Source organism: Mesorhizobium sp. M0960 (assembly GCF_040319055.1).
In the GTDB taxonomy this organism is placed as follows: Bacteria; Pseudomonadota; Alphaproteobacteria; order Rhizobiales; family Rhizobiaceae; genus Mesorhizobium.
In genome coordinates this window covers 1-19,271 of record NZ_JAMYNN010000014.1, presented here as the reverse complement: position 1 = coordinate 19,271, position 19,271 = coordinate 1, and the positions used below count along the sequence as shown (strand labels likewise).

Here is a 19,271-nt window from a genome sequence, read left to right as displayed (position 1 = left end):
AATGCGAATGATTAGTCGTATTTTGAATGCCGCACAAGAACGCATTCAATTTTGACTGGAGACCAATATGACCACACTGACGACAACGCCGCTGGCGCCCCTGCTGGACCGCCTGTTCGAGGAAGCCGCTGCGGCAACGAGCCATGCCGTGGCGGAGCTCTCCGCCGAGGAGCGGAGCCGCTTCATTCGGAGCAAGACCGAATACCTCGATTTCTACGGGCGGCTAAAGGATCTCTGGCTTCCCGTTTCGCGAGAGACCGGCACGCTGCTCTACATGCTGGCACGGAGCAGCGGCGCCCGGACGATCGTCGAATTTGGAACCTCGTTCGGCATCTCGACCCTGCACCTTGCCGCAGCCTTGCGGGACAATGGCGGCGGGCGCCTGATCACCAGCGAGTTCGAGCCATCCAAGGTGGCGCGCGCCAGGAGCAACCTCACAGCAGGCGGTCTCATCGACATGGTGGAAATCCGAGAGGGAGACGCGCTGCAAACATTAAGCGTCGATCTTCCCGAAACGGTCGACCTGCTGCTGCTCGATGGCGCCAAAGCGCTCTATCCCGAGGTCTTGACCCTAGTTGAAAGTCGCCTCAGGCCGGGCGCCTTGGTCGTTGCCGACAATGCCGATCTTTGCCCCGAATACCTCTCGCGGGTGCGCTCGACCGGAAGCGGCTACATGTCCACGCCGTTCGGCGAGGATGTCGAACTGTCCATGCGGCTCGGCTGACGCACCGCCTGATCTGTCGGAAAGATCGTGCCCAAGATGGGCGGCGGCGGACAAAACTTTGCCCGGCATCGCCCATCAATCGCCTCGCTCTTGCCTTCAAACAGCCGTCACGGAGTTCCTATAGTGTGGTTCGTGGCGGGAATCAGAAAGAAGGAGGCGAAACGATATGCAGCACGAACGCGAAATCGACGCCCTGCTCTCATCTGGCGAGGCCGGATCGATCATCGACCGGCTGATGGCGCTGCCGCACCCCAAGCATGGTGCGCTGAGTGCAAACGAATGGGATCGCGCGGTCGCCAGCCGCTTCGAGACCCATCTGGCGAGACAGATGCGCTCGCAGATCGACGGCAACAGCGTCCGCCAAGACGCTGCCTGATCCCCACTATCTCAGGCGCAGCCTGACCGGCGCTTCGCCGAACGCTCTTGAAAACGCTCTGGAAAATGCCGCGGCGGACGAAAACCCCGTTCGCCCGGCAATGTCCGCCATGGCGATGCGCGTATCGACCACCAGCCGGCGCGCGGCGCCGAGGCGCAGCCTGAGATAATAGGCGCCCGGCGTTTCGCCGATCGACTTGCGAAAGATACTTTCCAGCGTCCGCGCCGTCACCCCGGCGCGCTTGGCCACGGCGGCGACAGTCAGGGGCTGGTCGACATGCGCTTCCATCAGCCGGATGGCTTGCGCCAGCCTGGGATCGTAGCCGTCAAGACGGCCGAGCGAGACCAGCGGCTGCGCGTCGGTCGCGGCGCGCGCCTGGTCGTAGATGAAGACGCTCGCGACATCGAGCGCGACGGCCATGCCGAGCCGCGTGCGGATCAGATGCAGCATCAGGTCGAAGGTCGGCGAGGCGCCGCCAGAGGTGAATACGGGACCGTCGATGACGTAGCGGTCGGGGCGCACGTCGACGCCGGGAAAGGCCGAAGAAAAATCCTCCATATCCTCCCAGTGGGTGGTGGCGCTGCGCCCCTCCAGCAAGCCCGCGCGCGCCACCAGCCAGGTGCCGGCCTCGACGCCGCCGCAGGCGCGTGCCGCGCGCGCCGCCCGGCGCAGTCCGGACAGCAAGGCCGAAGTGGCATAATTCTGCGTGCCGAAGCCGGCGACGACGACCAGCATGTCGGTTGTGTCAGCCGCATCGAAGCGGCCGCTGACCGCCACCGGCAGGCCGCATGTGGTGACCGGCGCCTCGCCTGTGACCGAGACCAGCCTGAAATCGAAAAGGGTCTCACCGGCAATGCGGTTGGCGGCGCGCAACGGATCGACAGCCGACGCAACACACATGATCGACGAGCCGGAGAATACCAGCAGCGTCACCTTGAGCGGCAAACGTTCGGCACGAAAGATCGTCGGTTTTTCGGTTTTGGTCACATGATCTTCGTAAAACGCAAAACAGTTTCCGGCAAGTCAGGCATTCTTGCCCTACGTTCTATTGGGAGAGAGTCCGATGCCGTTAGCGATGAACCGTGAGGTTTTCATTACCTGTGCCGTGACCGGGTCCGGCAGTTCGCAGGACCGCAGCCCGCACGTGCCGCGCTCGCCCAAGCAGATCGCCGATTCGGCCATCGAGGCGGCAAAGGCAGGGGCTGCGATCGTGCACTGCCATGTGCGCGATCCCGAGACCGGCAAGCCTAGGCGCGACGTGCATCTCTACCGCGAGGTAACCGAGCGCATCCGCGCGGCAAACGTTGATGTCGTTTTGAACCTGACCGCCGGCATGGGCGGCGACATGGTATTCGGCCCACCGGAAACCCCCCTGCCGCTGAACGAAAAAGGCACGGATATGGGCGGTGCGACCAACCGCGTGGAACATGTTCGCCAGTGCTTGCCGGAGATCTGCACGCTCGACTGCGGCACCATGAATTTCGCCGAAGCCGACTATGTCATGACCAACACGCCCGGCATGCTGCGCGCCATGGGCGGCATGATGACGACGCTCGGCGTCAAGCCGGAGATCGAGGCCTTCGACACCGGGCATCTGTGGTTTGCCAAGCAATTGGTCGAGGAACAAGTGCTGAAGCCGGACGCGCTGGTGCAATTGTGCATGGGTGTGCCGTGGGGGGCGCCGGACGACCTCAACACCTTCATGGCCATGGTCAACAATGTACCGTCGACCTGGAACTGGTCGGCGTTCGCTATTGGCCGAAACCAGATGGCCTATGTCGCTGCCGCGGTGCTGGCCGGCGGCAATGTCCGTGTCGGGCTGGAGGATAATCTCTGGCTCGACAAGGGGGTGCTGGCGACCAATGCGCAGCTGGTCGAGCGGGCGGTCAGTATCGTGTCGAATATGGGCGCCAGGGTCATCGGCCCGGATGAGGTGCGAAAGAAGCTGAACCTGACGAAGCGCGCACCGCTTTGAGCAAGGGTGGGAAGAACCCGGTTGGGAGGAGCCGCCGATGAAGACCGTGAAGTTCACCGCCATGAAGGACGGCGACCGCGAGGATTATGCCTTCCTCACCGAGCATGAGATCGACCATGCGGCAAAGACCGGCGAGCGTCTGCTCGACGCGCTTGTCCAGCTCGACGAAGGGCTGTCGGGCTACAAGATCACCCGGCTCGGCCATTCGCTGCAGGCGGCGACGCGGGCCTGGCGCGACGGCGCCGACACCGACTGGATTGCCTGCGCCTTGCTGCACGACATCGGCGACATCTACGCGCCCTATAATCACGACGAGTATGCGGCGTCGATCCTGAAGCCCTTTGTACGCGAGCAATGCACCTGGGTGGTGGAAAAGCACGGCGACTTCCAGCGCCTCTATTACGCACATCACCTCGGCGGCAACCCGCACGCCCGCGACCGTTTCGCCGGGCACATCTACTTCGACGATTGCGATGAGTTTTGCGAGCGCTGGGACCAGTCGAGCTTCGACCCGGATTACGAGACATTGCCGATCGATTTCTTCCGGCCCTTCGTGCTCGAAGTGTTCGCGCGCAAGGCCTATGACGCGTCCGTGATCCGTGCCGGCGAGCGTGTCGCCCTCACCGACCCCGCAACAGCCAGCACAAGAACCGGAGCCTCCGCATGAGCATCATCAACAAGGCGGCAGCCATCGGCGGCGGCGTCATCGGCGCCGGCTGGGTCGCGCGGCTGCTGCTCAACGGCATCGACGTGTCGATCTTCGATCCCGACCCCGAGGCGTCACGCAAGGTCGGCGAGGTGATGAAGGGAGCGCGACGCGCCTACAAGCAGATGCTGCCCGGCGGCCTGCCGAAAGAGGGCAAGCTCACTTTCGCCAAGACGATCGCCGAGGCGGTCGCCGATGCCGACTTCATCCAGGAAAGCGTGCCGGAGCGGCTCGACCTCAAGCACCGCGTGCTGGCCGAGATCGACCTTTATGCGCCGGCCAACGCCATTGTCGGCTCCTCCACCTCCGGCATCAAGCCGACCGACATGCAGGTGGCGATGAAGAAGCATCCGGAGCGGTTGGTGGTCGGCCATCCGTTCAACCCCGTCTATCTCTTGCCACTGGTCGAAATCGTCGGCGGCGAACAGACCTTTCCCGAGGCGATCGAAGTCGCCAAGGAGATGTATGCCTCGATCGGCATGAAGCCGGTGGTGATCCGCAAGGAGATCGAAGCCTTTGTCGGCGACCGCCTGCTCGAAGCGGCCTGGCGCGAGGCGCTGTGGCTGGTCAAGGACGGCATCTGCACGGTCGAGGAGCTTGACGACATCATGCGCTATGGCTTCGGCCTGCGCTGGGCGCAGATGGGCATGTTCCAGGTCTATCGTGTCGCCGGCGGCGAGGCCGGCATGCGCCACTTCATGGCGCAGTTCGGCCCGTGCCTGAAATGGCCATGGACCAAGCTGATGGATGTGCCGGAGTTCAACGACGAATTGGTCGAGCTGATCGCGACCCAGTCGGACGACCAGGCGCACGGTCTGTCGATCCGCGAACTCGAAAAGATCCGCGACGACAATCTGGTCGCGATCATGGAGGCACTGTCGAAGCAGAACAAAGGCAAAGGCTGGGGCGCCGGCGCCCTGCATAAGGACTATACCAGGCAGCTGGCCAAGCTTGCGGCGAAGAAGCCCACCGCCTCCAAGGCTGCCGAGAAGGCCAAGGCTGAAAAGCCGAAGAAAAAGAAGAAAGGCTGAGACCATGGATTTTGGTCTTTCGGAGGAACAGAAGCTCATCGTCGAGACGACGCGGGCCTTCGTCGAGAACGAGCTCTACCCGCATGAGCGCGAAGTGGAGCGCACCGGCGTGCTGCGCCGTGAGCTGATCGAGGAGATCAAGGCCAAGGCGATCGAAGCTGGTCTCTATGCCGCCAACATGCCGGCCGATGTCGGCGGCGCCGGGCTCGATACGGTGACCTGGCTGCTCTATGAAAAGGAGCTCGGCCGCGCCAATTACGCGCTGCACTGGACCTGCGTGGCGCGGCCTTCCAACATCCTCCTTGCCGGCACGCCGGAGCAGCGCGAGAAGTATCTGTTCCCGTGCATTCGCGGCGAAAAATGGGATTGCCTGGCAATGACCGAGCCGGGCGCCGGCTCCGATTTGCGCGGCATGAAGGCAACCGCCGTGCAGGACGGCGACGACTGGGTGCTGAACGGCACCAAGCATTTCATAAGCCACGCCGACCTCGCCGATTTCGCCATCGTCTTCATGGCCTCGGGGGAGGAAGAGTCTTCGCGTGGAAAACGCAAGAAGATCACCGCCTTCTTCGTCGACAAGGGCACCAAGGGCTTTACCGTGCGCGACGGCTACCGCAACGTCTCGCATCGCGGCTACACCAATGCCATCCTCGAATTCGACGATTGCCGTCTGCCGGCCACTCAGGTTCTGGGCGAGGTGCACAAGGGCTTCGACGTCGCCAATTCATGGCTTGGCGCGACGCGCCTGCAGGTCGGCGCCACCTGCCTCGGCCGCGCCGAACGGGCGCTTGGCCACGCCATCGAATACGCCGCGCAGCGCCAGCAATTCGGCCAGCCGATCGGCAAGTTCCAGGGCGTGTCGTTCAAGCTCGCCGACATGGCGACCGAGCTGAAGGCCGCCGACCTGATGGTGTTCGAAGCCGGCTGGAAGTACGATCAGGGCACCGTCACCGATCAGGACATGGCCATGGCCAAGCTGAAGGCCACCGAGATGCTCGCCTTCGTCGCCGACGAGGCGATCCAGATCCATGGCGGCATGGGGCTGATGGACGATCTGCCGCTGGAACGCATCTGGCGCGACGCCCGCGTCGAGCGCATCTGGGAAGGCACCTCGGAAATCCAGCGCCACATCATTTCGCGGGCGCTGCTGCGCCCGTTCGGGGGCTAGAGCATGATCCCAAAAAGTGGAATCCGGTTTTTGGAAAAGATCATGCTCAAACGAAAAGATGACGATGCACAAACTTGAGCGGCTTTTGCGCCCACGAACGATCGCAGTCTTCGGTGGCGTGCAGGCTGCTGCCGTCGTCGCGCAGTCGATCAAGATGGGCTTTGCCGGCGAGATCTGGCCCGTGCATCCGAGCAAGGACGAGGTCGCCGGCCGCAAGGCGTATCGCTCGGTGGCCGAATTGCCCGGTGCGCCGGATGCCGCTTTCATCGGCGTCAACCGGCACTTGACCATCGAAGTGGTCAAGGCGCTGGCCGAGCGCGGCGCCGGCGGTGCGGTGTGCTTCGCCGCCGGCTTCCTCGAAACCGAGGCCTATGACGAGGACGGCGAGCGGCTGCAGGCCGAGCTGGTCGCGGCGGCGGGTCCCATGCCGATCATCGGGCCGAACTGCTATGGGCTGATCAATTACGCCGACGGCGCGCTTTTGTGGCCCGACCAGCATGGCGGCATCAGGCTGCCTGAAGGCGGTCGCGGCGTTGCCATCATCACCCAGTCGTCGAACATCGCCATCAACATGACGATGCAGAAGCGCGGCCTGCCGATCGCCTTTCTGATGACCGCCGGCAACCAGGCGCAGACCGGGCTTTCCGAAATGGCGCTCGGCCTGATCGAGGACGACCGCGTCACCGCGCTCGGCCTGCATATCGAGGCCTTCGACTCGGTGGCCGGCTTCGAAAGGCTGGCGGCACGGGCACGAGAGCTGAAGAAGCCTGTTATCGCCATGAAGGTCGGCCGCTCCGAGCAGGCGCGGCAGGCGACCGTCTCGCATACCGCGTCGCTGGCCGGCTCGGACGCAGCGTCCGGCGCGTTCCTGAAGCGGCTCGGCATCGCCCGCATCGATTCGATCCCGGCCTTCATCGAGGCGCTGAAGTTGCTGCACGTCACCGGTCCCCTGCCCGGCTACCGGCTGTCGTCGATGAGCTGTTCGGGCGGCGAGGCGTCCGTCATGGCCGACAGCGCCGAAGGCCGCTGGGTGACCTTTCCGCCTCTCACCGCCGAGCATCGCATTCAGGTCAAATCGACGCTCGGCCCGCTGGTCGCGGTGGCCAACCCGCTCGACTACCATACCTTCATCTGGAACAACGAGCCGGCGATGACCGCCACCTTCACCGCCATGGTGTCTGGCGGCTTCGACCTCAACATGCTGGTGCTCGACTTTCCGCGCCCCGACCGCTGCTCCGACACCGACTGGTGGGCGACGCTGCGCGCCTTCGAAGCGGCGCTGAAGACCAACAGCGCGCAAGGCGCGATCGTCTCCTCGCTGCCGGAGAACCTGCCCGAGGAATACACTGCAGGGCTGATGGCGCGGGGCATGGTGCCGCTGTTCGGCATTTCCGAGGCCATGGACGCCGCCCAGGCGGCAGCCTTCATCGGCTGGGCGTGGCGCGAGCCGCTGGCGCAGCCGATCGACACCTCGGCGTCTGGCGCGCCGGCCGGCGACCATATCACCCCGGACGAGGCGGAGGCGAAAGCGCGGCTCATCGAGGCCGGGCTCCCGGTGCCGAAGGGCGAGCGCGCCGGCAACGCGGTCGAGGCTGTGATCTCCTCGATGGCGCTCGGCTTCCCGGTAGCGCTGAAGGCTCTTGGCGTCATCCACAAATCCGAGCTCGACGCGGTCCGGCTCAATTTGAGGGATGCCGAATCCGTCAGCACCGCCGCCCATGATCTCGGCCCGCTCGGCACCGGCCTTTATGTCGAGCGCATGGTGCGCGATGGCGTCGCCGAGCTGCTGGTCGGCTTCACCCGCGACCCGATGTTCGGCGCGGTGATGACGCTCGGCACCGGCGGCGTGCTGGTCGAGCTGTTGCGCGACAGCGTCACGCTGATGCTGCCGGCGACCCGTGACGACATCGAGGCCGCTTTGCGCGGGCTGAAACTGTTCCCGCTGCTCGACGGCTATCGCGGCCGGCCGAAGGCCGATGTCACGGCGGCAATAGAGGCGATATCGGGCATTGCCGGCTTCGTGCAGCAAAATGCCGGCGAGATCGAGGAACTCGACATCAATCCGCTGATCGTCTGCGCCGAGGGCAAGGGCGCCTGGATCGCCGATGCGCTGCTGGTGCTGGGAGGCAAGAAGAATGGCTGAAATCATCACCACCCGCCGCGAGGGCACGATCCTCGAAGTCACGCTCGACCGGCCCAAGGCCAACGCCATCGACCTGAAGACGTCGCGGCTGATGGGCGAGACGTTCAAGGCGTTCCGCGACGATCCCGAGCTGCGCGTCGCCATCGTCAAGACCGCCGGCGACAAGTTCTTCTGCGCCGGCTGGGACCTGAAGGCCGCGGCCGGCGGCGACGCGGTTGACGGCGACTATGGCGTCGGCGGCTTCGGCGGGCTGCAGGAACTGCGCGACCTCAACAAGCCGGTGATAGCCTGCGTCAACGGCATGGCGGTCGGCGGCGGCTTCGAGCTGGCGCTGTCCTGCGACCTCATCTATGCGTCGGACCACTCCTCCTTCGCGCTGCCCGAAATCCGCGCCGGCACGCTGGCCGATGCGGCGACGATCAAGCTGCCGAAGCGCATCCCCTACCATGTCGCCATGGACCTTTTGCTCACCGGCCGCTGGATGGATGTCGCCGAGGCGCATCGCTGGGGCCTGGTCAACGAGGTGCTGCCCAAGGACAGGCTGGAGGACCGCGTCTGGGAGATCGCGCGGCTGCTCGCCAGCGGCCCGCCGCTGGTCTTCGCCGCGATCAAGGAAACGGCCAGGGTCGCAGAATCGCTGACGTTCCAGGACGCGATGAACCGGGTGACGCGCCGGCAGCTGCCAACGGTTGACGCACTCTACGGCTCGGAGGACAATCTCGAGGGTTTTCGCGCCTTTGCCGAGAAGCGCGACCCGGTGTGGAAGGGGAAGTGACGCTGCGGAGATGATGGCGATCCTTCACACCCCCCTCTGCCCTGCCGGGCATCTCCCCCGCAAGTGGGGAGATCGGATGTCGCCTAGGCTTTCGCCAATTTCCAGCGTTGCAGGACAAGCGGCAAGGCCAAAGCTGCCGATCTCCCCCCTTGCGGGGGAGATGGCCGGCAGGCCAGAGGGGGGTGTCCAAGCTCAACCTTGGCGGCCCATTCGGCGCCCATGACCAACTACAAAACCCTCATCGACGCCGAGACCTGGGCCTTCATCGAGCGGACCAATTCCTATTATCCACCCGATACGATCGACTACACCATCGCCGAGCAGCGCGAGATCTATAACCGGATGTGCCGCGAGTTCTTTGCCGGCTATCCCCAAGGCGTCACGGCGGAAACCACCGCCATTGCCACACCCTGGCACATCCCGATCCGCGTCTACCGCGCCCCGGCGCCGGAAACAGCGGCGATGGTGCTTTATTTCCATGGCGGCGGTTTTGTCCTCGGCGGGCTCGACAGCCATGACGACCTCTGCGCCGGGCTTTGCAGCCGCACCGGCTACGAAGTGGTTTCGGTCGACTACCGGCTGGCGCCGGAACACCTTCATCCGGCCGCCTTCGACGATGCCATCAGCGCCTTCGAATGGGCGTCGACCACCTACGAGCGTCCTATCCTGCTGTGCGGCGATAGCGCCGGCGGCAATCTCGCCGCCGCCGTCAGCCACGCGACGCGCGGCCATGCGCGCAAGCCGATCGGCCAGATTCTGGTCTATCCCGGCCTTGGCGGCGACAGCTCCGCCGGCTCCTACGTCACCCACGCGGAAGCGCCGATGCTTAACGTGCGCGACCTCGTTTTCTACAGGGACATCAGGACCGGGGGCGTGGACCGCACCGGCGATCTCACCTTGTCGCCGCTCGCCGACGCCGACTTTGCCAATCTGCCGCCCACCGTCGTGATCACCGCCGAATGCGACCCGCTGTCGTCGGACGGCGAAGCCTATCGCGACCGCATCATTGCCGCGGGCGGACGTGCCTGGTGGCTCGAGGAGCCGGGGCTGGTGCATGGCTATTTGCGCGCCAGGCACACGGCCGGCCGCGCCCGCTCGAGCTTTACCCGGATTGTCGATGCAGTGACGGTTCTGGGGAAGGGCGAATGGATCTGGTGAGGGATGTCTTCCCGACCAGAACGGGCCTTTGTCGGCCGGTACAGCTCTATTTGCGGCGGCGTCGCCGGCCGGAAACCTGCTTCAGCCAAGGCCCCATATGAAAGGCGCTCATCAGCAGGTACATCGGGACCATGCCGCCCAGCGGTGAGGTCTCTTGCCCGGTCGAGCACATCATATCCGGCGCGCCGCCGAGCAGTGTCAACAACGCCATGGTTGCGAAGGTCGGCGCGGCGGCGAAGGACAGCCAGTCGGCTGCGCCAAGGGCGGCCGGGCTCGCATCGCCGCCGGATCCGCCTGCATGAATCTCGCTCATGTCCGTTGTCCCTGGTAGTGAGCGGGATGCGTTCGAATGAACAGCGCATCCCGCTCCTCCATTTGTCTTAGCCGCATTTCTGCGACGCCAAAGATGTTCTATTCGGTGCGATTCCGGAACGCGGCCTCTCCGGCGTCCGATATCTCGACCCATTTTTTGTCGGGGACGGCTTCGGCGCCGTAATTGTCGTGCCAGTTCCACCACTTGTATGTCGGCGTCTGCGGATAGCCCTCGGGCGAATCCTCCCAAACCTCCTGGCGGCCGAGCGGCGTCAGGTCGAGGTAGCTCCATACGGTCCCCATCGCCTCGTCGCCGCGGTTGTTGATGAAGTAGGTGCGGAACACGCGATCGCCGTCGCGGATGAACACGTTGTGGCCGTGCCACTCGTCAACGCCGAAATCAGCATCGAAGCTGTCGGTGATGGTGTACCAGGGCATCTTCCAGTCCATCCGCGCCTTTAGCCGCGCAATGTCGGCCTGCGGTGCGCGCGAGGCGTAGGCAAGCGTGGTGTCGCGCGCATTCAAATGGGCGAGATTGCCGACCTGATCCGCCCCCAGCGAACAGCCGCGGCAGGCGTGATCGGGCCAGCCAAATACGCCGGGCTCGAAGAAGGCACGGTAGACGACCAGCTGGCGGCGGCCCTCGAACAGGTCGAGCAGGCTCACCTTTCCGTCAGGCCCTTCGAACGTATAGGACTTCTCCACCGCCACCCATGGCATCCGCCGGCGCTCGGCGGCCAGTGCGTCGCGAGCCCGGGTCACGGTCTTCTCCTTCACGAGCAGTTGCTGGCGCGCGGCCTCCCACGCGTCAGGCGAAACCACCGGTGGTGTCTTCATCGCGAGCCGCGTCGCCTGCTCGCCTGTGCCATTCTGATGTGCCGTCATTGTGCATCTCCCTTGCTGGTTTGTCGCCGCACCGGCGCGACGTGTTGGGTCGTGAGATAGGATAGGGGCTGATAGCGGATTGGCGAGAGTGACAAGTGTGACGCGATTCCGACGGGTTCGCTGATCACGGCCAATTTCGCCGCCAGCGACGCCTCTGCGCTCATTCGCGCCCGGACTGCTGAATGGGCCGTGCGCCGGCCAGATAGCGATCATTGTCAAACGGCTCGGCCTGGTTGCTTTCCGGGCTCCACAGCTGACGGTGGGTTCGTGTGAGATCGCCGAGGTAGACATGCAGCGCACCCGATCGCGCGCTGCCGGTATTCGCAACCGCATGCACGGTATTTGACGCCATGTGCACCACGGCAGGCGCTGCGATGTCCTGCCTTTCGGGGACATCGAGTTCGCTGCCGGCAACAGGATAGATGAAGTTCGTCTCGCTGCCCTTGTAGATGCCGATCAAGGCATCCATCAGGTGGTTATGAGGCGGGTACTGCAGGCCGGGCGACAGCGTGATGTGATAGATCGTCAGGTTCGGGCCCGCATGCAGAAGCACCTCGTCGTCGTCTTCTTCGTGAGCGAGTGTTCCCGATGCGTGAAAACGGTTCGTGTAGTCGCCCAGGACCGTCCTTACCGCTTCGAGGGGATCTGGGCCTCTCGCGGCATTGACGATATCATCGGCAACGGCGTAGAGAGGTGAGTTGGCGGCTAAAGGCATATCAGTTATCCTCCCTGAGATGCTCAAATTATCAATCTGAGGTGCTCACGCTAGCGAATGCTGAGGCCAGCGTCAACGGGACAGCCAGACGGACAGAATATGAAAACGACGAAGTTGACCGCCGAACCGGCAAGACCGGCCACGGTCGAGGCGACAGCACTGTCAGCCGCCGACGTCCTTCGCAGGGAACAGGCATATGAGCAGCTGAGGAACGACATCATTGCCTGCGTGCTGCGCCCCGGCGAAGCGCTGACCGAGAAACAGATCGGCGATCGATACCTGATCAAAAAGGCGACCATCCGCGCGGCGTTGGCCCGCCTGATGCAGGAAGGGCTGGTCAGGAGCGAGCCGCGCCGCGGCTACGTCGTTGCGACGCTGAGTCTGCGGGACGTCAACGAGATCTTCGATGTCCGCAGCTTGATCGAGCCGGAAGTGTTCAGGGTGGCGGCATCGAACATGACCGAGCGCGGGCTGGAGGATATCAGGCTGGCAGCGAAAAAAGTGCTGAAGCCGGAGACGCTACGCAGCCACATTGCCTTCCTTGCGGCCGATCGTGCTTTTCGTCTGGCCCTGGCGGAGCTCTCGGGAAATTTACGACTGGCGCATCTACTGGACCAGATACTCGACCAGTCGGCGCGGGTTCTCCACCTGGGCTTCAAGTCGCGCGACTTCACCCAGTTGATCATCGCCCAGCAAAAGGAACTGGTTCTTGCCTGCGAGGCAGGCGACGTTTCGGCCATCGTGAAACTTGCCCGTGCGCAGTGCCTGTTTTTGAAGAAGCAGGTGCTCGAGGCTTTGCTTGCCGGTTCCAAGCTTCAAGACGTCAATTTGCAGCCCTTCGCTTAGAGGGCGGTTTGGCCAATCGGTGCGACCCCGCCACCCTTGGCGCAACGACTGCCGGCGGGCCTTGTTTCACCTCACCGCTCGCGCCGCCGCTCGTCCGGCACTGCGGCCGGAAAAGATGCAGCCGCCGAGAAACGTGCCTTCGAGCGCTGCATAGCCGTGCATGCCGCCGCCGCCGAAACCGGCGGCCTCGCCCACCGCGTACAGCCCTTCGACCGGTTGGCCGCCGGCGCCCAGCACGCGGCTGTCGAGGTCCGTCTCAAGCCCGCCGAGCGTCTTGCGGGTCAGGATGCCGAGCCTGACGGCGATCAGCGGGCCATTGGCGGGATCGAGCAGCTTGTGCGGTCTTGCGGTACGGATCAGCCGGTCTCCGAGATAGGCTCGCGCGCCGCGCAGCGCGGTGATCTGCATGTCCTTGGAGAACGGATTGTCGAGCTGCCGGTCGCGGGCGCGGATTTCGCGCTCGACCTGCGCCAGTTCGAGCAGCGGCTCGCCTCCGGCCAGTGCGTTCATGCGGGCGACCAGCGCCGGCAGTTCGGGCTCGACAATGAAATCCTCACCCTTCTCCATGAACGCCTTGACCGGCGCGGGCACGCCGCTGGTGGCACGGCCAAGCACCTGGCGCCAGCTTTTCCCCGTCAGATCGGGGTTCTGCTCGGAGCCGGACAGCGCGACCTCCTTCTGGATGATCTTTTTGGTCAGGATGAACCAGGAATAGTCGTATCCGGTGCTCATGATGTGGCTGAGCGTGGCCAACGTGTCGAAGCCGGGATAGAGCGGCACCGGCAGGCGTTTGCCGCGCGCATCGAGCCACAGCGATGACGGGCCGGGCAGAATGCGGATCGCATGATCGGTCCAGATCGGTGCCCAGTTCCTGACGCCCTCAACATAGTGCCACATGCGGTCGCGGTTGATGAGCCTGCCGCCGGCAGCCTCGGCGATCGCCAGCATGCGGCCGTCGACATGGTCGGGAACGCCGGTGATCATGCGTTTCGGCGGCGCACCCAGCCGCTGCGGCCAATTCTCCCGGACCAGCTGGTGATTGGCGCCGATGCCGCCGGAGGCGACGATGACGGCCTGCGCCTTCAACTCGAAATCGGCTGTGATCTCGCGCGAGCTCTTGCGGCCGCGCTCGGCATCACTCGCCGCCAATATGTCGCCGCGCACGCCGTCGACGGCAGCACCCGTCCGGCTCAATTCGTTGACCCGGTGACGGAACCTGAAGCTGATCAGCCCGCGCTTCTCGGCCTCGCGCACGCGCTGCACGAACGGTTCGAGCACACCAGGCCCGGTGCCCCAGGTGACATGGAAGCGCGGCACCGAATTGCCGTGGCCGACGGCGTTGCCGCCGCCGCGTTCGGCCCAGCCGACCACCGGAAAGAATTTCAGGCCGCGCTGCATGAGCCAGGAGCGCTTCTCGCCGGCGGCGAAGCCGAGATAGGCCTCGGCCCAGCGGCGCGGCCAGAGATCTTCCGTGCGGTCGAAGGCTGCAGTGCCCAGCCAATCCTCGAGCGCCAGCTCATACGAATCGCGGATGCGCATGCGCCGCTGTTCGGGCGAATCGACAAGGAAGATGCCGCCGAGCGACCAGAACGCCTGGCCGCCAAGCGACTGCTCCGGCTCCTGCTCGACGATGATGGTCTTCTTGCCGGCCTCAGTCAGTTCGGCCGCCGCGACAAGACCGGCAAGGCCGGCGCCGACAATGATCACATCCGCGTCGTTTGGCATCTATTTGGCCATGATCTCGTCCAAAAACCGGTCCCTCATTTTTTGGGATCATGGCCGGCCTAGACTGTCTCCCAGCCTTCCTTCTCGCCGGCGCGGAAGATGGCATCGATGACCTTCTGGTTGAGCACCGATTCTTCCAGGGTGAAAACGCGGTCCTTGCCGCCCTGTGCCGCCCGCGCGAAGGCCTCGACTTCCAGCCGGTATTGCTGCGTGCCGGGAAAGCGGAATACCTGCGCCTCGCTGTGGTTCTGGTTGTGCAGCTCGACGCGGTGATGGTCATAGAGCCCGGCGTTGAACGGTGAGAACACCTCGATGAATCCCTTCTCGCCGTGGAACACCATCACCTGGCGTGCCGCCATCTGCGTCGACAGGTAAAACGACAGCTCGAAATCGCCGAAATCGGCGCGGATCGAGGAATAGATGTCGGTGCCGAACGTCTTGTCGCGCTCGATCGTCGCCTGGACGCGCAGCGGCTCCTTGCCCGTCGAAAAGCGTGTCGACACCGTCGGGTAGACACCGATGTCGGGCAGCGCGCCGCCGCCGAGATCGAGCTTGTTGCGCATGTTGTTGGGGTCGACATTGTAATAGGAGAACGCGCCCTGGACATGGCGCAGCCGGCCGATGGCGCCGTTGGCGATCAGCTCGCGCACCTTGATCCATTGCGGATGGTAGACGACCATGAAAGCTTCGCAGACCAGCACCTTCCTGGCATCGCGCAGCTTGATCAGCGGCGGAATGTCCTTGGCATCGAGCGCCAGCGGTTTTTCAACCAGAACATGCTTGCCGGCTTCGATCGCCTTGGCCGTCCATTCGACATGCTGCGAGGTCGGCAGCGGAATGTAGACGCCGTCGATGTCGCTGGAGGCGAGCAGTTCCTCATAGGAGCCGAAAGCGTGGCGCGCGCCGAAGCGTTCGCCCAGTGCCCGGGCTTTCGACAGATCGCGGCTGGCGATCGCCGACAGCACGCCGTTCTCCGCCTCGACGATTGCCGGCAAAAGCTGCTCGCGGCCGATCTTGGCCGTCGACAAAACACCCCATCGGAACATCAGATTTCTCCTCTCGATTGCAGGCCTGGAGGTTTGCCCTAATTCAGGAGAAAAGCCAATGCGGGACACTGGTTCCTCGCCCCACGAAGTGGGGAGAGGTGGCCCGGCGAAGCCGGGACGGAGAGGGGCCTTCGCAGCGGCCGAATTGGCTGTTCACGCGCGGCTTCGCATCATAATCAGTCCGCGCCCTGCCCCTGCAGGATTCTGGCTTGGCGGCCGTCGTCCCCCTCTCCGTCCCGGCTTCGCTGGGCCACCTCTCCCGCGCTTTGCGGGGGCGAGGAACACAGGTCCTGCAAAGGCTATCCCCGCTTGCCGGTCAGCGTCATGTCGAAGTCGACGACGTTGGAATAAATCGGCGTGCCGACATCCATGCCGTAGCGCGACCGCAGCACCTTGCCGGTGACATGGAATTTTATCGTGCCCGCCCTGAGGCCGCCGAGCTCGGCCGTGAATTTTTCCTGAAAGGTCTTGCCGCGCGCCGTCAGCCGGCCGGTGACAAGGGCTGACGTGTCGGCGGTCCGTTTGACGCTGGTCGAACGGAACTGGATCTCCGGATTGTTGGCCGCGTCGAAAACCGCGTCCGAGCGGAGAAATGCGTCGATGCGGCTTTGGCCGGTACCGACGCTTTCGGGGAAGATGGTGAAATTGACCTGGGACCGGCCGACATCGCTGTTGTCGATGAGGATACTGCCCTTGAAGCGGGAGAAAGCACCGTCGAGCCCTCCGCCGCCGAGCTTGCCGATCGAGAAGTGGATGCTGGAACTCCCCGGGCTGATGGTGTAGCTGCCGGCCGCGTCGCCAAGGGCGACGGCGGCGAAAACAGGCATGGCAAAACAAGCGGCGGCTGCCGCAAATCCGAAGATGCGCGCGTACATGGGACTGGTCCTCTTGGCAGGCAACGCTTTCTTGCGTCCTCGCCCCATGAACGAATGAGCCGCCCCCTCTATTCCGTGTCGCGATGTGACGAAGCCGTGATCATGCGCATCAGCACGGTATCCCTCAGCCAGAAATGATGACGCAGCGCCGCGGCCAGATGCAAAGCGACAAGTCCGATGCCGGCATAGGCGAGATACCAGTGCGTCGCCGCCCAGAAGCTTTCAGCCGTGTCCGATTCACCAAGCGGCAAATTGGGCATGACAAACAGATTGAACGGCACGCTCGGGATCTCCAGCACCGAGACCGAGACCAGTGCCCAGCCGGACAACGGCAGAGCGAGCTGAAACGCATAAAGCGCGAGATGGACCAGCGGCGCCATCCGGCGCTCGAAAGGGCCGACCGAGCGCGGCAGCGATGGGGCCGGTCTGCCTAGGCGCCAGGCGATGCGCAGGATGACCAGCCCAAGCAGCAGGAAGCCGAAGGATTTATGCAGCTGGATCAACTCGAAGGCGGTGCGCTGGCTGGCGAGCCGCACCATGACGAAGCCGAGCAGGAACTGGCCGATAAAGAGCGCCGCGATCAGCCAGTGAAGAATGATCGCCGTCCAGCCGTAGCCGGCCGTCTGGTTTTTGGGCAGTGTTGACATGGTCGGTGAACGAATGCCAGGTCGGGTTTCTTCCACCCTCCCCCTTGTGGGGAGGGTGACTACCCGCTCACCTTGAAGAAATCAACAAAGGCCCTGAGTGCCGGCCGCATCTGGCGTCGGCTGGGGTAATAGACGAAGAAACCGTCAAAGCGCGGGCACCAGTCCTCCAGCACGCGAACAAGCTTGCCGGCGGCGAGCGCGTCGCGGACATAGTCCTCGAACACGAAGGCGAGCCCGGCGCCGTCGACCGCGGCGTTGGCAATCAGATGGTCCTCGTCGAGGATCAGCGGCCCTTTCACCGGGATTTCGATCTCCTCGCCGTTCTTCTCGAATTCCCAGCGATAGAGAATGCCGCTGGAGAAGCGGAAGCGGATGCAGCGGTGACCGGCAAGATCGCGCGGATGCTGCGGCTTGGGCATGGTCTCGAAATAGGATGGCGCGCCGACGACTGCGCCGCGAAGGTCCGGCCCGATGCGCACGGCGATCATGTCGCGCTGCAGGCTCTCGCCCAGCCGCACGCCGGCATCGAAGCCGCCCTCGACCACATCGGTGAAGCGGTCCTCGATGACGATCTCCAGCACGATGTCGGGATAGGCAGCGGCAAAGGCGCCGAGCCTTGGCGTCAGCGTCAGGTGGGCCGCGGTGCGCGGCACGGTCAGCCTGAGATTGCCGGCCGGCCGGTCGCGCGCCTCGATCGCCGATTCCAGCGCCAGGTCGATTTCCGACAGCGCCGGCCTGAGGCGCTCGAGCAGCTGCGCGCCCTCCTCGGTCGGAGCGACGCTGCGCGTGCTGCGCGCCAGAAGGCGGACGCCGAGGCGCGCTTCCAGGCTGGAAACCGCGTGGCTGACCGCCGATGGCGCGATTGCCAGCTCCTTGGCGGCGCCGCGAAAACTGCCGCATTGGGCGACCGTTGCCAGTACAGCGAGCTGTGAAAGATGGGTTCGCTTCATTGATCTATTTTTTGGAACAGCCTGTGCAAATGAGAGCCGATTATCGAACGCAGCGCAAGACGCTATCTCTGCGGCATCACAACCATCACAACAAGGAGATACGTGATGCAAACCCGCAAGCTCGGCAATGAACTTGACGTCTACCCGGTCGGCCTCGGCTGCATGGGGATGAGCTTTGCCTATGGCGGCCAGCCGGAGGCGGACGCGATCGCCACGCTGCGCCACGCTGTCGACATCGGCGTCAATTTCTTCGACACGGCCGAGGTTTACGGCCCCTACGAGAACGAGATCCTGGTTGGCAAGGCGCTGAAGCCGGTGCGTGACAAGGTGACGATTGCGACGAAATTCGGCTTCAAGATCCTGGAAGAAGGCAGCGGCATGGAGCGCATGGCCGGCGTCGACAGCCGCCCGGAACATGTCAAGGCGGTTGCCGAAGCGTCGTTGAAGCGGCTGGATACGGAGGTCATCGACCTCTATTACCAGCACCGCGTCGATCCCAACGTGCCGATCGAGGATACGGTCGGCGCCATGGCCGAGCTGGTGCGCGAGGGCAAGGTGCGGGCGCTCGGCCTGTCGGAGGCGAGTGCGGCGACCATCCGCCGGGCGCATGCGGTGCATCCGATCGCCGCGGTGCAGAGCGAATATTCGCTGTGGAGCCGCGATCCGGAGGAGGAGGTGTTTGCCGTCTGTCGCGAGCTCGGCATCGGCTTTGTCCCCTATAGCCCGCTCGGCCGCGGCCTGCTCACCGGCACGATCGCCAAGCCCGATGTTCTCGGCGCCGACGACTGGCGCCGCGGGTTGCCGCGCTTCCAGGCCGACGCCATGGCGGCCAATGCGGCGGTCGTCGCCGTGCTGGAAAAGATGGCCGCCGAGAAGGGCGTAACGCCGGCACAGCTGGCGCTCGCCTGGGTGCTGCATCAGGGCGACTTCATTGTCCCGATCCCCGGTGCGCGAAAAATCCGCCATCTGGAGCAGAATACGGCGGCAGCCGATATTGTGCTGAGCCAGGCCGAAGTGGCGTCCATCGGCGACGCGCTGTCGCCGGAAAAGGTGGTCGGCAAGCGCTATACCGAGGAGCTGCTGGCCCTGGTCAACGGTTGAACGGCGATCGACGGCGTAATCGAAACGGGGCGTTTCGGCGTCCCGTTTTCGGTCGCACCGCAATGCAAATAATTGCGAGATATTGGCGCGAGGCACCCCCCTCTGTCCTGCCG

At 64.3% G+C, this 19,271-nt stretch carries 20 protein-coding genes; 11 read left to right on the top strand and 9 right to left on the bottom strand.

All coding sequences use genetic code 11. The features are described 5' to 3' along the window. The first annotated feature begins 67 nt into the window (after positions 1 to 67). Both NKH63_RS22420 and NKH63_RS22415 read left to right on the top strand, forming a co-directional pair. Positions 68 to 724 (top strand): O-methyltransferase, encoded by a 657-nt coding sequence (locus tag NKH63_RS22420; RefSeq protein WP_352716474.1) that lies wholly within the window; start codon positions 68 to 70, stop codon positions 722 to 724. A gap of 166 nt (positions 725 to 890) precedes the next feature. Next, positions 891 to 1,100, top strand: a complete 210-nt coding sequence (locus NKH63_RS22415) for a hypothetical protein (protein ID WP_023718320.1) — start codon at positions 891 to 893, stop codon at positions 1,098 to 1,100. Positions 1,101 to 1,106: 6 nt separating this feature from the next. On the opposite strand, the gene NKH63_RS22410 is transcribed toward NKH63_RS22415, so the two are convergent. Further along, a complete protein-coding gene (locus tag NKH63_RS22410) occupies positions 1,107 to 2,087 on the bottom strand; it encodes a GlxA family transcriptional regulator (protein ID WP_352591840.1) in 981 nt (326 codons plus the stop codon). Between the two features lie 76 nt (positions 2,088 to 2,163). On the opposite strand from NKH63_RS22410, the gene bcoG reads away from it, so the two are divergent. The 7 genes from bcoG to NKH63_RS22375 all read left to right on the top strand — a co-directional run bounded on the left by bcoG (position 2,164) and on the right by NKH63_RS22375 (position 10,056). After that, positions 2,164 to 3,075 carry a 3-dehydrocarnitine:acetyl-CoA trimethylamine transferase BcoG gene (gene bcoG, locus NKH63_RS22405; protein WP_352918791.1) on the top strand — a complete coding sequence of 304 codons (912 nt, stop codon included), beginning with the start codon at positions 2,164 to 2,166 and terminating at the stop codon, positions 3,073 to 3,075. A gap of 37 nt (positions 3,076 to 3,112) precedes the next feature. Then, positions 3,113 to 3,742 (top strand): HD domain-containing protein, encoded by a 630-nt coding sequence (locus NKH63_RS22400; protein WP_352484703.1) that lies wholly within the window; start codon positions 3,113 to 3,115, stop codon positions 3,740 to 3,742. Further along, complete coding sequence (locus NKH63_RS22395; RefSeq protein WP_352716482.1) at positions 3,739 to 4,812, top strand: carnitine 3-dehydrogenase; 1,074 nt, start codon at positions 3,739 to 3,741, stop codon at positions 4,810 to 4,812. Before NKH63_RS22400 ends, NKH63_RS22395 begins: the two co-directional genes overlap by 4 nt. Before the next feature lie 4 nt (positions 4,813 to 4,816). Continuing rightward, complete coding sequence (locus tag NKH63_RS22390) at positions 4,817 to 5,980, top strand: acyl-CoA dehydrogenase family protein (RefSeq protein WP_023718315.1); 1,164 nt, start codon at positions 4,817 to 4,819, stop codon at positions 5,978 to 5,980. Between the two features lie 64 nt (positions 5,981 to 6,044). Continuing rightward, entirely contained in the window at positions 6,045 to 8,123 is a 2,079-nt protein-coding gene (locus tag NKH63_RS22385; RefSeq protein ID WP_352918789.1) for an acetate--CoA ligase family protein, read from the top strand. Continuing rightward, positions 8,116 to 8,898, top strand: coding sequence for a carnitinyl-CoA dehydratase (locus NKH63_RS22380; RefSeq protein WP_352716484.1), 783 nt, complete (start codon positions 8,116 to 8,118; stop codon positions 8,896 to 8,898). Before NKH63_RS22385 ends, NKH63_RS22380 begins: the two co-directional genes overlap by 8 nt. 219 nt (positions 8,899 to 9,117) lie before the next feature. Continuing rightward, complete coding sequence (locus NKH63_RS22375; RefSeq protein ID WP_352918787.1) at positions 9,118 to 10,056, top strand: alpha/beta hydrolase; 939 nt, start codon at positions 9,118 to 9,120, stop codon at positions 10,054 to 10,056. Positions 10,057 to 10,102: 46 nt separating this feature from the next. Here the strand turns inward: NKH63_RS22375 and NKH63_RS22370 are convergent, their stop codons facing one another. The 3 genes from NKH63_RS22370 to NKH63_RS22360 form a co-directional block, all read right to left on the bottom strand. Continuing rightward, on the bottom strand, positions 10,103 to 10,369 hold the full coding sequence (locus tag NKH63_RS22370) for a hypothetical protein (RefSeq protein WP_352547971.1): 267 nt from the start codon (positions 10,367 to 10,369) through the stop codon (positions 10,103 to 10,105). Positions 10,370 to 10,467: 98 nt separating this feature from the next. After that, positions 10,468 to 11,253, bottom strand: coding sequence for a DUF899 domain-containing protein (locus NKH63_RS22365; protein WP_352547973.1), 786 nt, complete (start codon positions 11,251 to 11,253; stop codon positions 10,468 to 10,470). A 160-nt stretch (positions 11,254 to 11,413) separates the two neighbouring features. Continuing rightward, positions 11,414 to 11,968, bottom strand: coding sequence for an autotransporter (locus NKH63_RS22360; protein WP_352918784.1), 555 nt, complete (start codon positions 11,966 to 11,968; stop codon positions 11,414 to 11,416). Between the two features lie 99 nt (positions 11,969 to 12,067). Between NKH63_RS22360 and NKH63_RS22355 the strand changes: the two genes are divergently transcribed. Beyond that, complete coding sequence (locus tag NKH63_RS22355; protein ID WP_352591855.1) at positions 12,068 to 12,814, top strand: GntR family transcriptional regulator; 747 nt, start codon at positions 12,068 to 12,070, stop codon at positions 12,812 to 12,814. 66 nt (positions 12,815 to 12,880) lie between these two features. Here the strand turns inward: NKH63_RS22355 and NKH63_RS22350 are convergent, their stop codons facing one another. The 5 genes from NKH63_RS22350 to NKH63_RS22330 form a co-directional block, all read right to left on the bottom strand. Next, on the bottom strand, positions 12,881 to 14,539 hold the full coding sequence (locus NKH63_RS22350) for an FAD-binding dehydrogenase (protein ID WP_352591858.1): 1,659 nt from the start codon (positions 14,537 to 14,539) through the stop codon (positions 12,881 to 12,883). Positions 14,540 to 14,598: 59 nt separating this feature from the next. Beyond that, positions 14,599 to 15,585 (bottom strand): Gfo/Idh/MocA family protein, encoded by a 987-nt coding sequence (locus NKH63_RS22345; RefSeq protein ID WP_352484691.1) that lies wholly within the window; start codon positions 15,583 to 15,585, stop codon positions 14,599 to 14,601. 299 nt (positions 15,586 to 15,884) lie between these two features. After that, complete coding sequence (locus NKH63_RS22340; RefSeq protein ID WP_352918781.1) at positions 15,885 to 16,460, bottom strand: YceI family protein; 576 nt, start codon at positions 16,458 to 16,460, stop codon at positions 15,885 to 15,887. 68 nt (positions 16,461 to 16,528) lie between these two features. Next, positions 16,529 to 17,107 carry a cytochrome b gene (locus NKH63_RS22335; RefSeq protein WP_352918779.1) on the bottom strand — a complete coding sequence of 193 codons (579 nt, stop codon included), beginning with the start codon at positions 17,105 to 17,107 and terminating at the stop codon, positions 16,529 to 16,531. 59 nt (positions 17,108 to 17,166) lie between these two features. Further along, positions 17,167 to 18,057 carry a LysR family transcriptional regulator gene (locus NKH63_RS22330; protein ID WP_352918777.1) on the bottom strand — a complete coding sequence of 297 codons (891 nt, stop codon included), beginning with the start codon at positions 18,055 to 18,057 and terminating at the stop codon, positions 17,167 to 17,169. Between the two features lie 105 nt (positions 18,058 to 18,162). On the opposite strand from NKH63_RS22330, the gene NKH63_RS22325 reads away from it, so the two are divergent. Next, positions 18,163 to 19,158 (top strand): aldo/keto reductase, encoded by a 996-nt coding sequence (locus tag NKH63_RS22325; RefSeq protein ID WP_023718302.1) that lies wholly within the window; start codon positions 18,163 to 18,165, stop codon positions 19,156 to 19,158. The last annotated feature ends 113 nt before the right edge of the window (positions 19,159 to 19,271 follow it).

What these genes read in the sequence shown, in the direction of transcription:
- NKH63_RS22395 (WP_352716482.1), top strand. Translation starts at nt 3,739, where the DNA reads ATGAGCATCATCAACAAGGCGGCAGCCATCGGCGGCGGCGTCATCGGC.
- NKH63_RS22350 (WP_352591858.1), bottom strand. Translation starts at nt 14,539, where the DNA reads ATGCCAAACGACGCGGATGTGATCATTGTCGGCGCCGGCCTTGCCGGT.
- NKH63_RS22355 (WP_352591855.1), top strand. Translation starts at nt 12,068, where the DNA reads ATGAAAACGACGAAGTTGACCGCCGAACCGGCAAGACCGGCCACGGTC.
- NKH63_RS22365 (WP_352547973.1), bottom strand. Translation starts at nt 11,253, where the DNA reads ATGACGGCACATCAGAATGGCACAGGCGAGCAGGCGACGCGGCTCGCG.
- NKH63_RS22345 (WP_352484691.1), bottom strand. Translation starts at nt 15,585, where the DNA reads ATGTTCCGATGGGGTGTTTTGTCGACGGCCAAGATCGGCCGCGAGCAG.
- NKH63_RS22330 (WP_352918777.1), bottom strand. Translation starts at nt 18,057, where the DNA reads ATGAAGCGAACCCATCTTTCACAGCTCGCTGTACTGGCAACGGTCGCC.
- bcoG (WP_352918791.1), top strand. Translation starts at nt 2,164, where the DNA reads ATGCCGTTAGCGATGAACCGTGAGGTTTTCATTACCTGTGCCGTGACC.
- NKH63_RS22325 (WP_023718302.1), top strand. Translation starts at nt 18,163, where the DNA reads ATGCAAACCCGCAAGCTCGGCAATGAACTTGACGTCTACCCGGTCGGC.
- NKH63_RS22400 (WP_352484703.1), top strand. Translation starts at nt 3,113, where the DNA reads ATGAAGACCGTGAAGTTCACCGCCATGAAGGACGGCGACCGCGAGGAT.
- NKH63_RS22335 (WP_352918779.1), bottom strand. Translation starts at nt 17,107, where the DNA reads ATGTCAACACTGCCCAAAAACCAGACGGCCGGCTACGGCTGGACGGCG.
- NKH63_RS22390 (WP_023718315.1), top strand. Translation starts at nt 4,817, where the DNA reads ATGGATTTTGGTCTTTCGGAGGAACAGAAGCTCATCGTCGAGACGACG.
- NKH63_RS22380 (WP_352716484.1), top strand. Translation starts at nt 8,116, where the DNA reads ATGGCTGAAATCATCACCACCCGCCGCGAGGGCACGATCCTCGAAGTC.
- NKH63_RS22340 (WP_352918781.1), bottom strand. Translation starts at nt 16,460, where the DNA reads ATGTACGCGCGCATCTTCGGATTTGCGGCAGCCGCCGCTTGTTTTGCC.
- NKH63_RS22385 (WP_352918789.1), top strand. Translation starts at nt 6,045, where the DNA reads ATGCACAAACTTGAGCGGCTTTTGCGCCCACGAACGATCGCAGTCTTC.
- NKH63_RS22370 (WP_352547971.1), bottom strand. Translation starts at nt 10,369, where the DNA reads ATGAGCGAGATTCATGCAGGCGGATCCGGCGGCGATGCGAGCCCGGCC.
- NKH63_RS22375 (WP_352918787.1), top strand. Translation starts at nt 9,118, where the DNA reads ATGACCAACTACAAAACCCTCATCGACGCCGAGACCTGGGCCTTCATC.
- NKH63_RS22360 (WP_352918784.1), bottom strand. Translation starts at nt 11,968, where the DNA reads ATGCCTTTAGCCGCCAACTCACCTCTCTACGCCGTTGCCGATGATATC.
- NKH63_RS22420 (WP_352716474.1), top strand. Translation starts at nt 68, where the DNA reads ATGACCACACTGACGACAACGCCGCTGGCGCCCCTGCTGGACCGCCTG.
- NKH63_RS22415 (WP_023718320.1), top strand. Translation starts at nt 891, where the DNA reads ATGCAGCACGAACGCGAAATCGACGCCCTGCTCTCATCTGGCGAGGCC.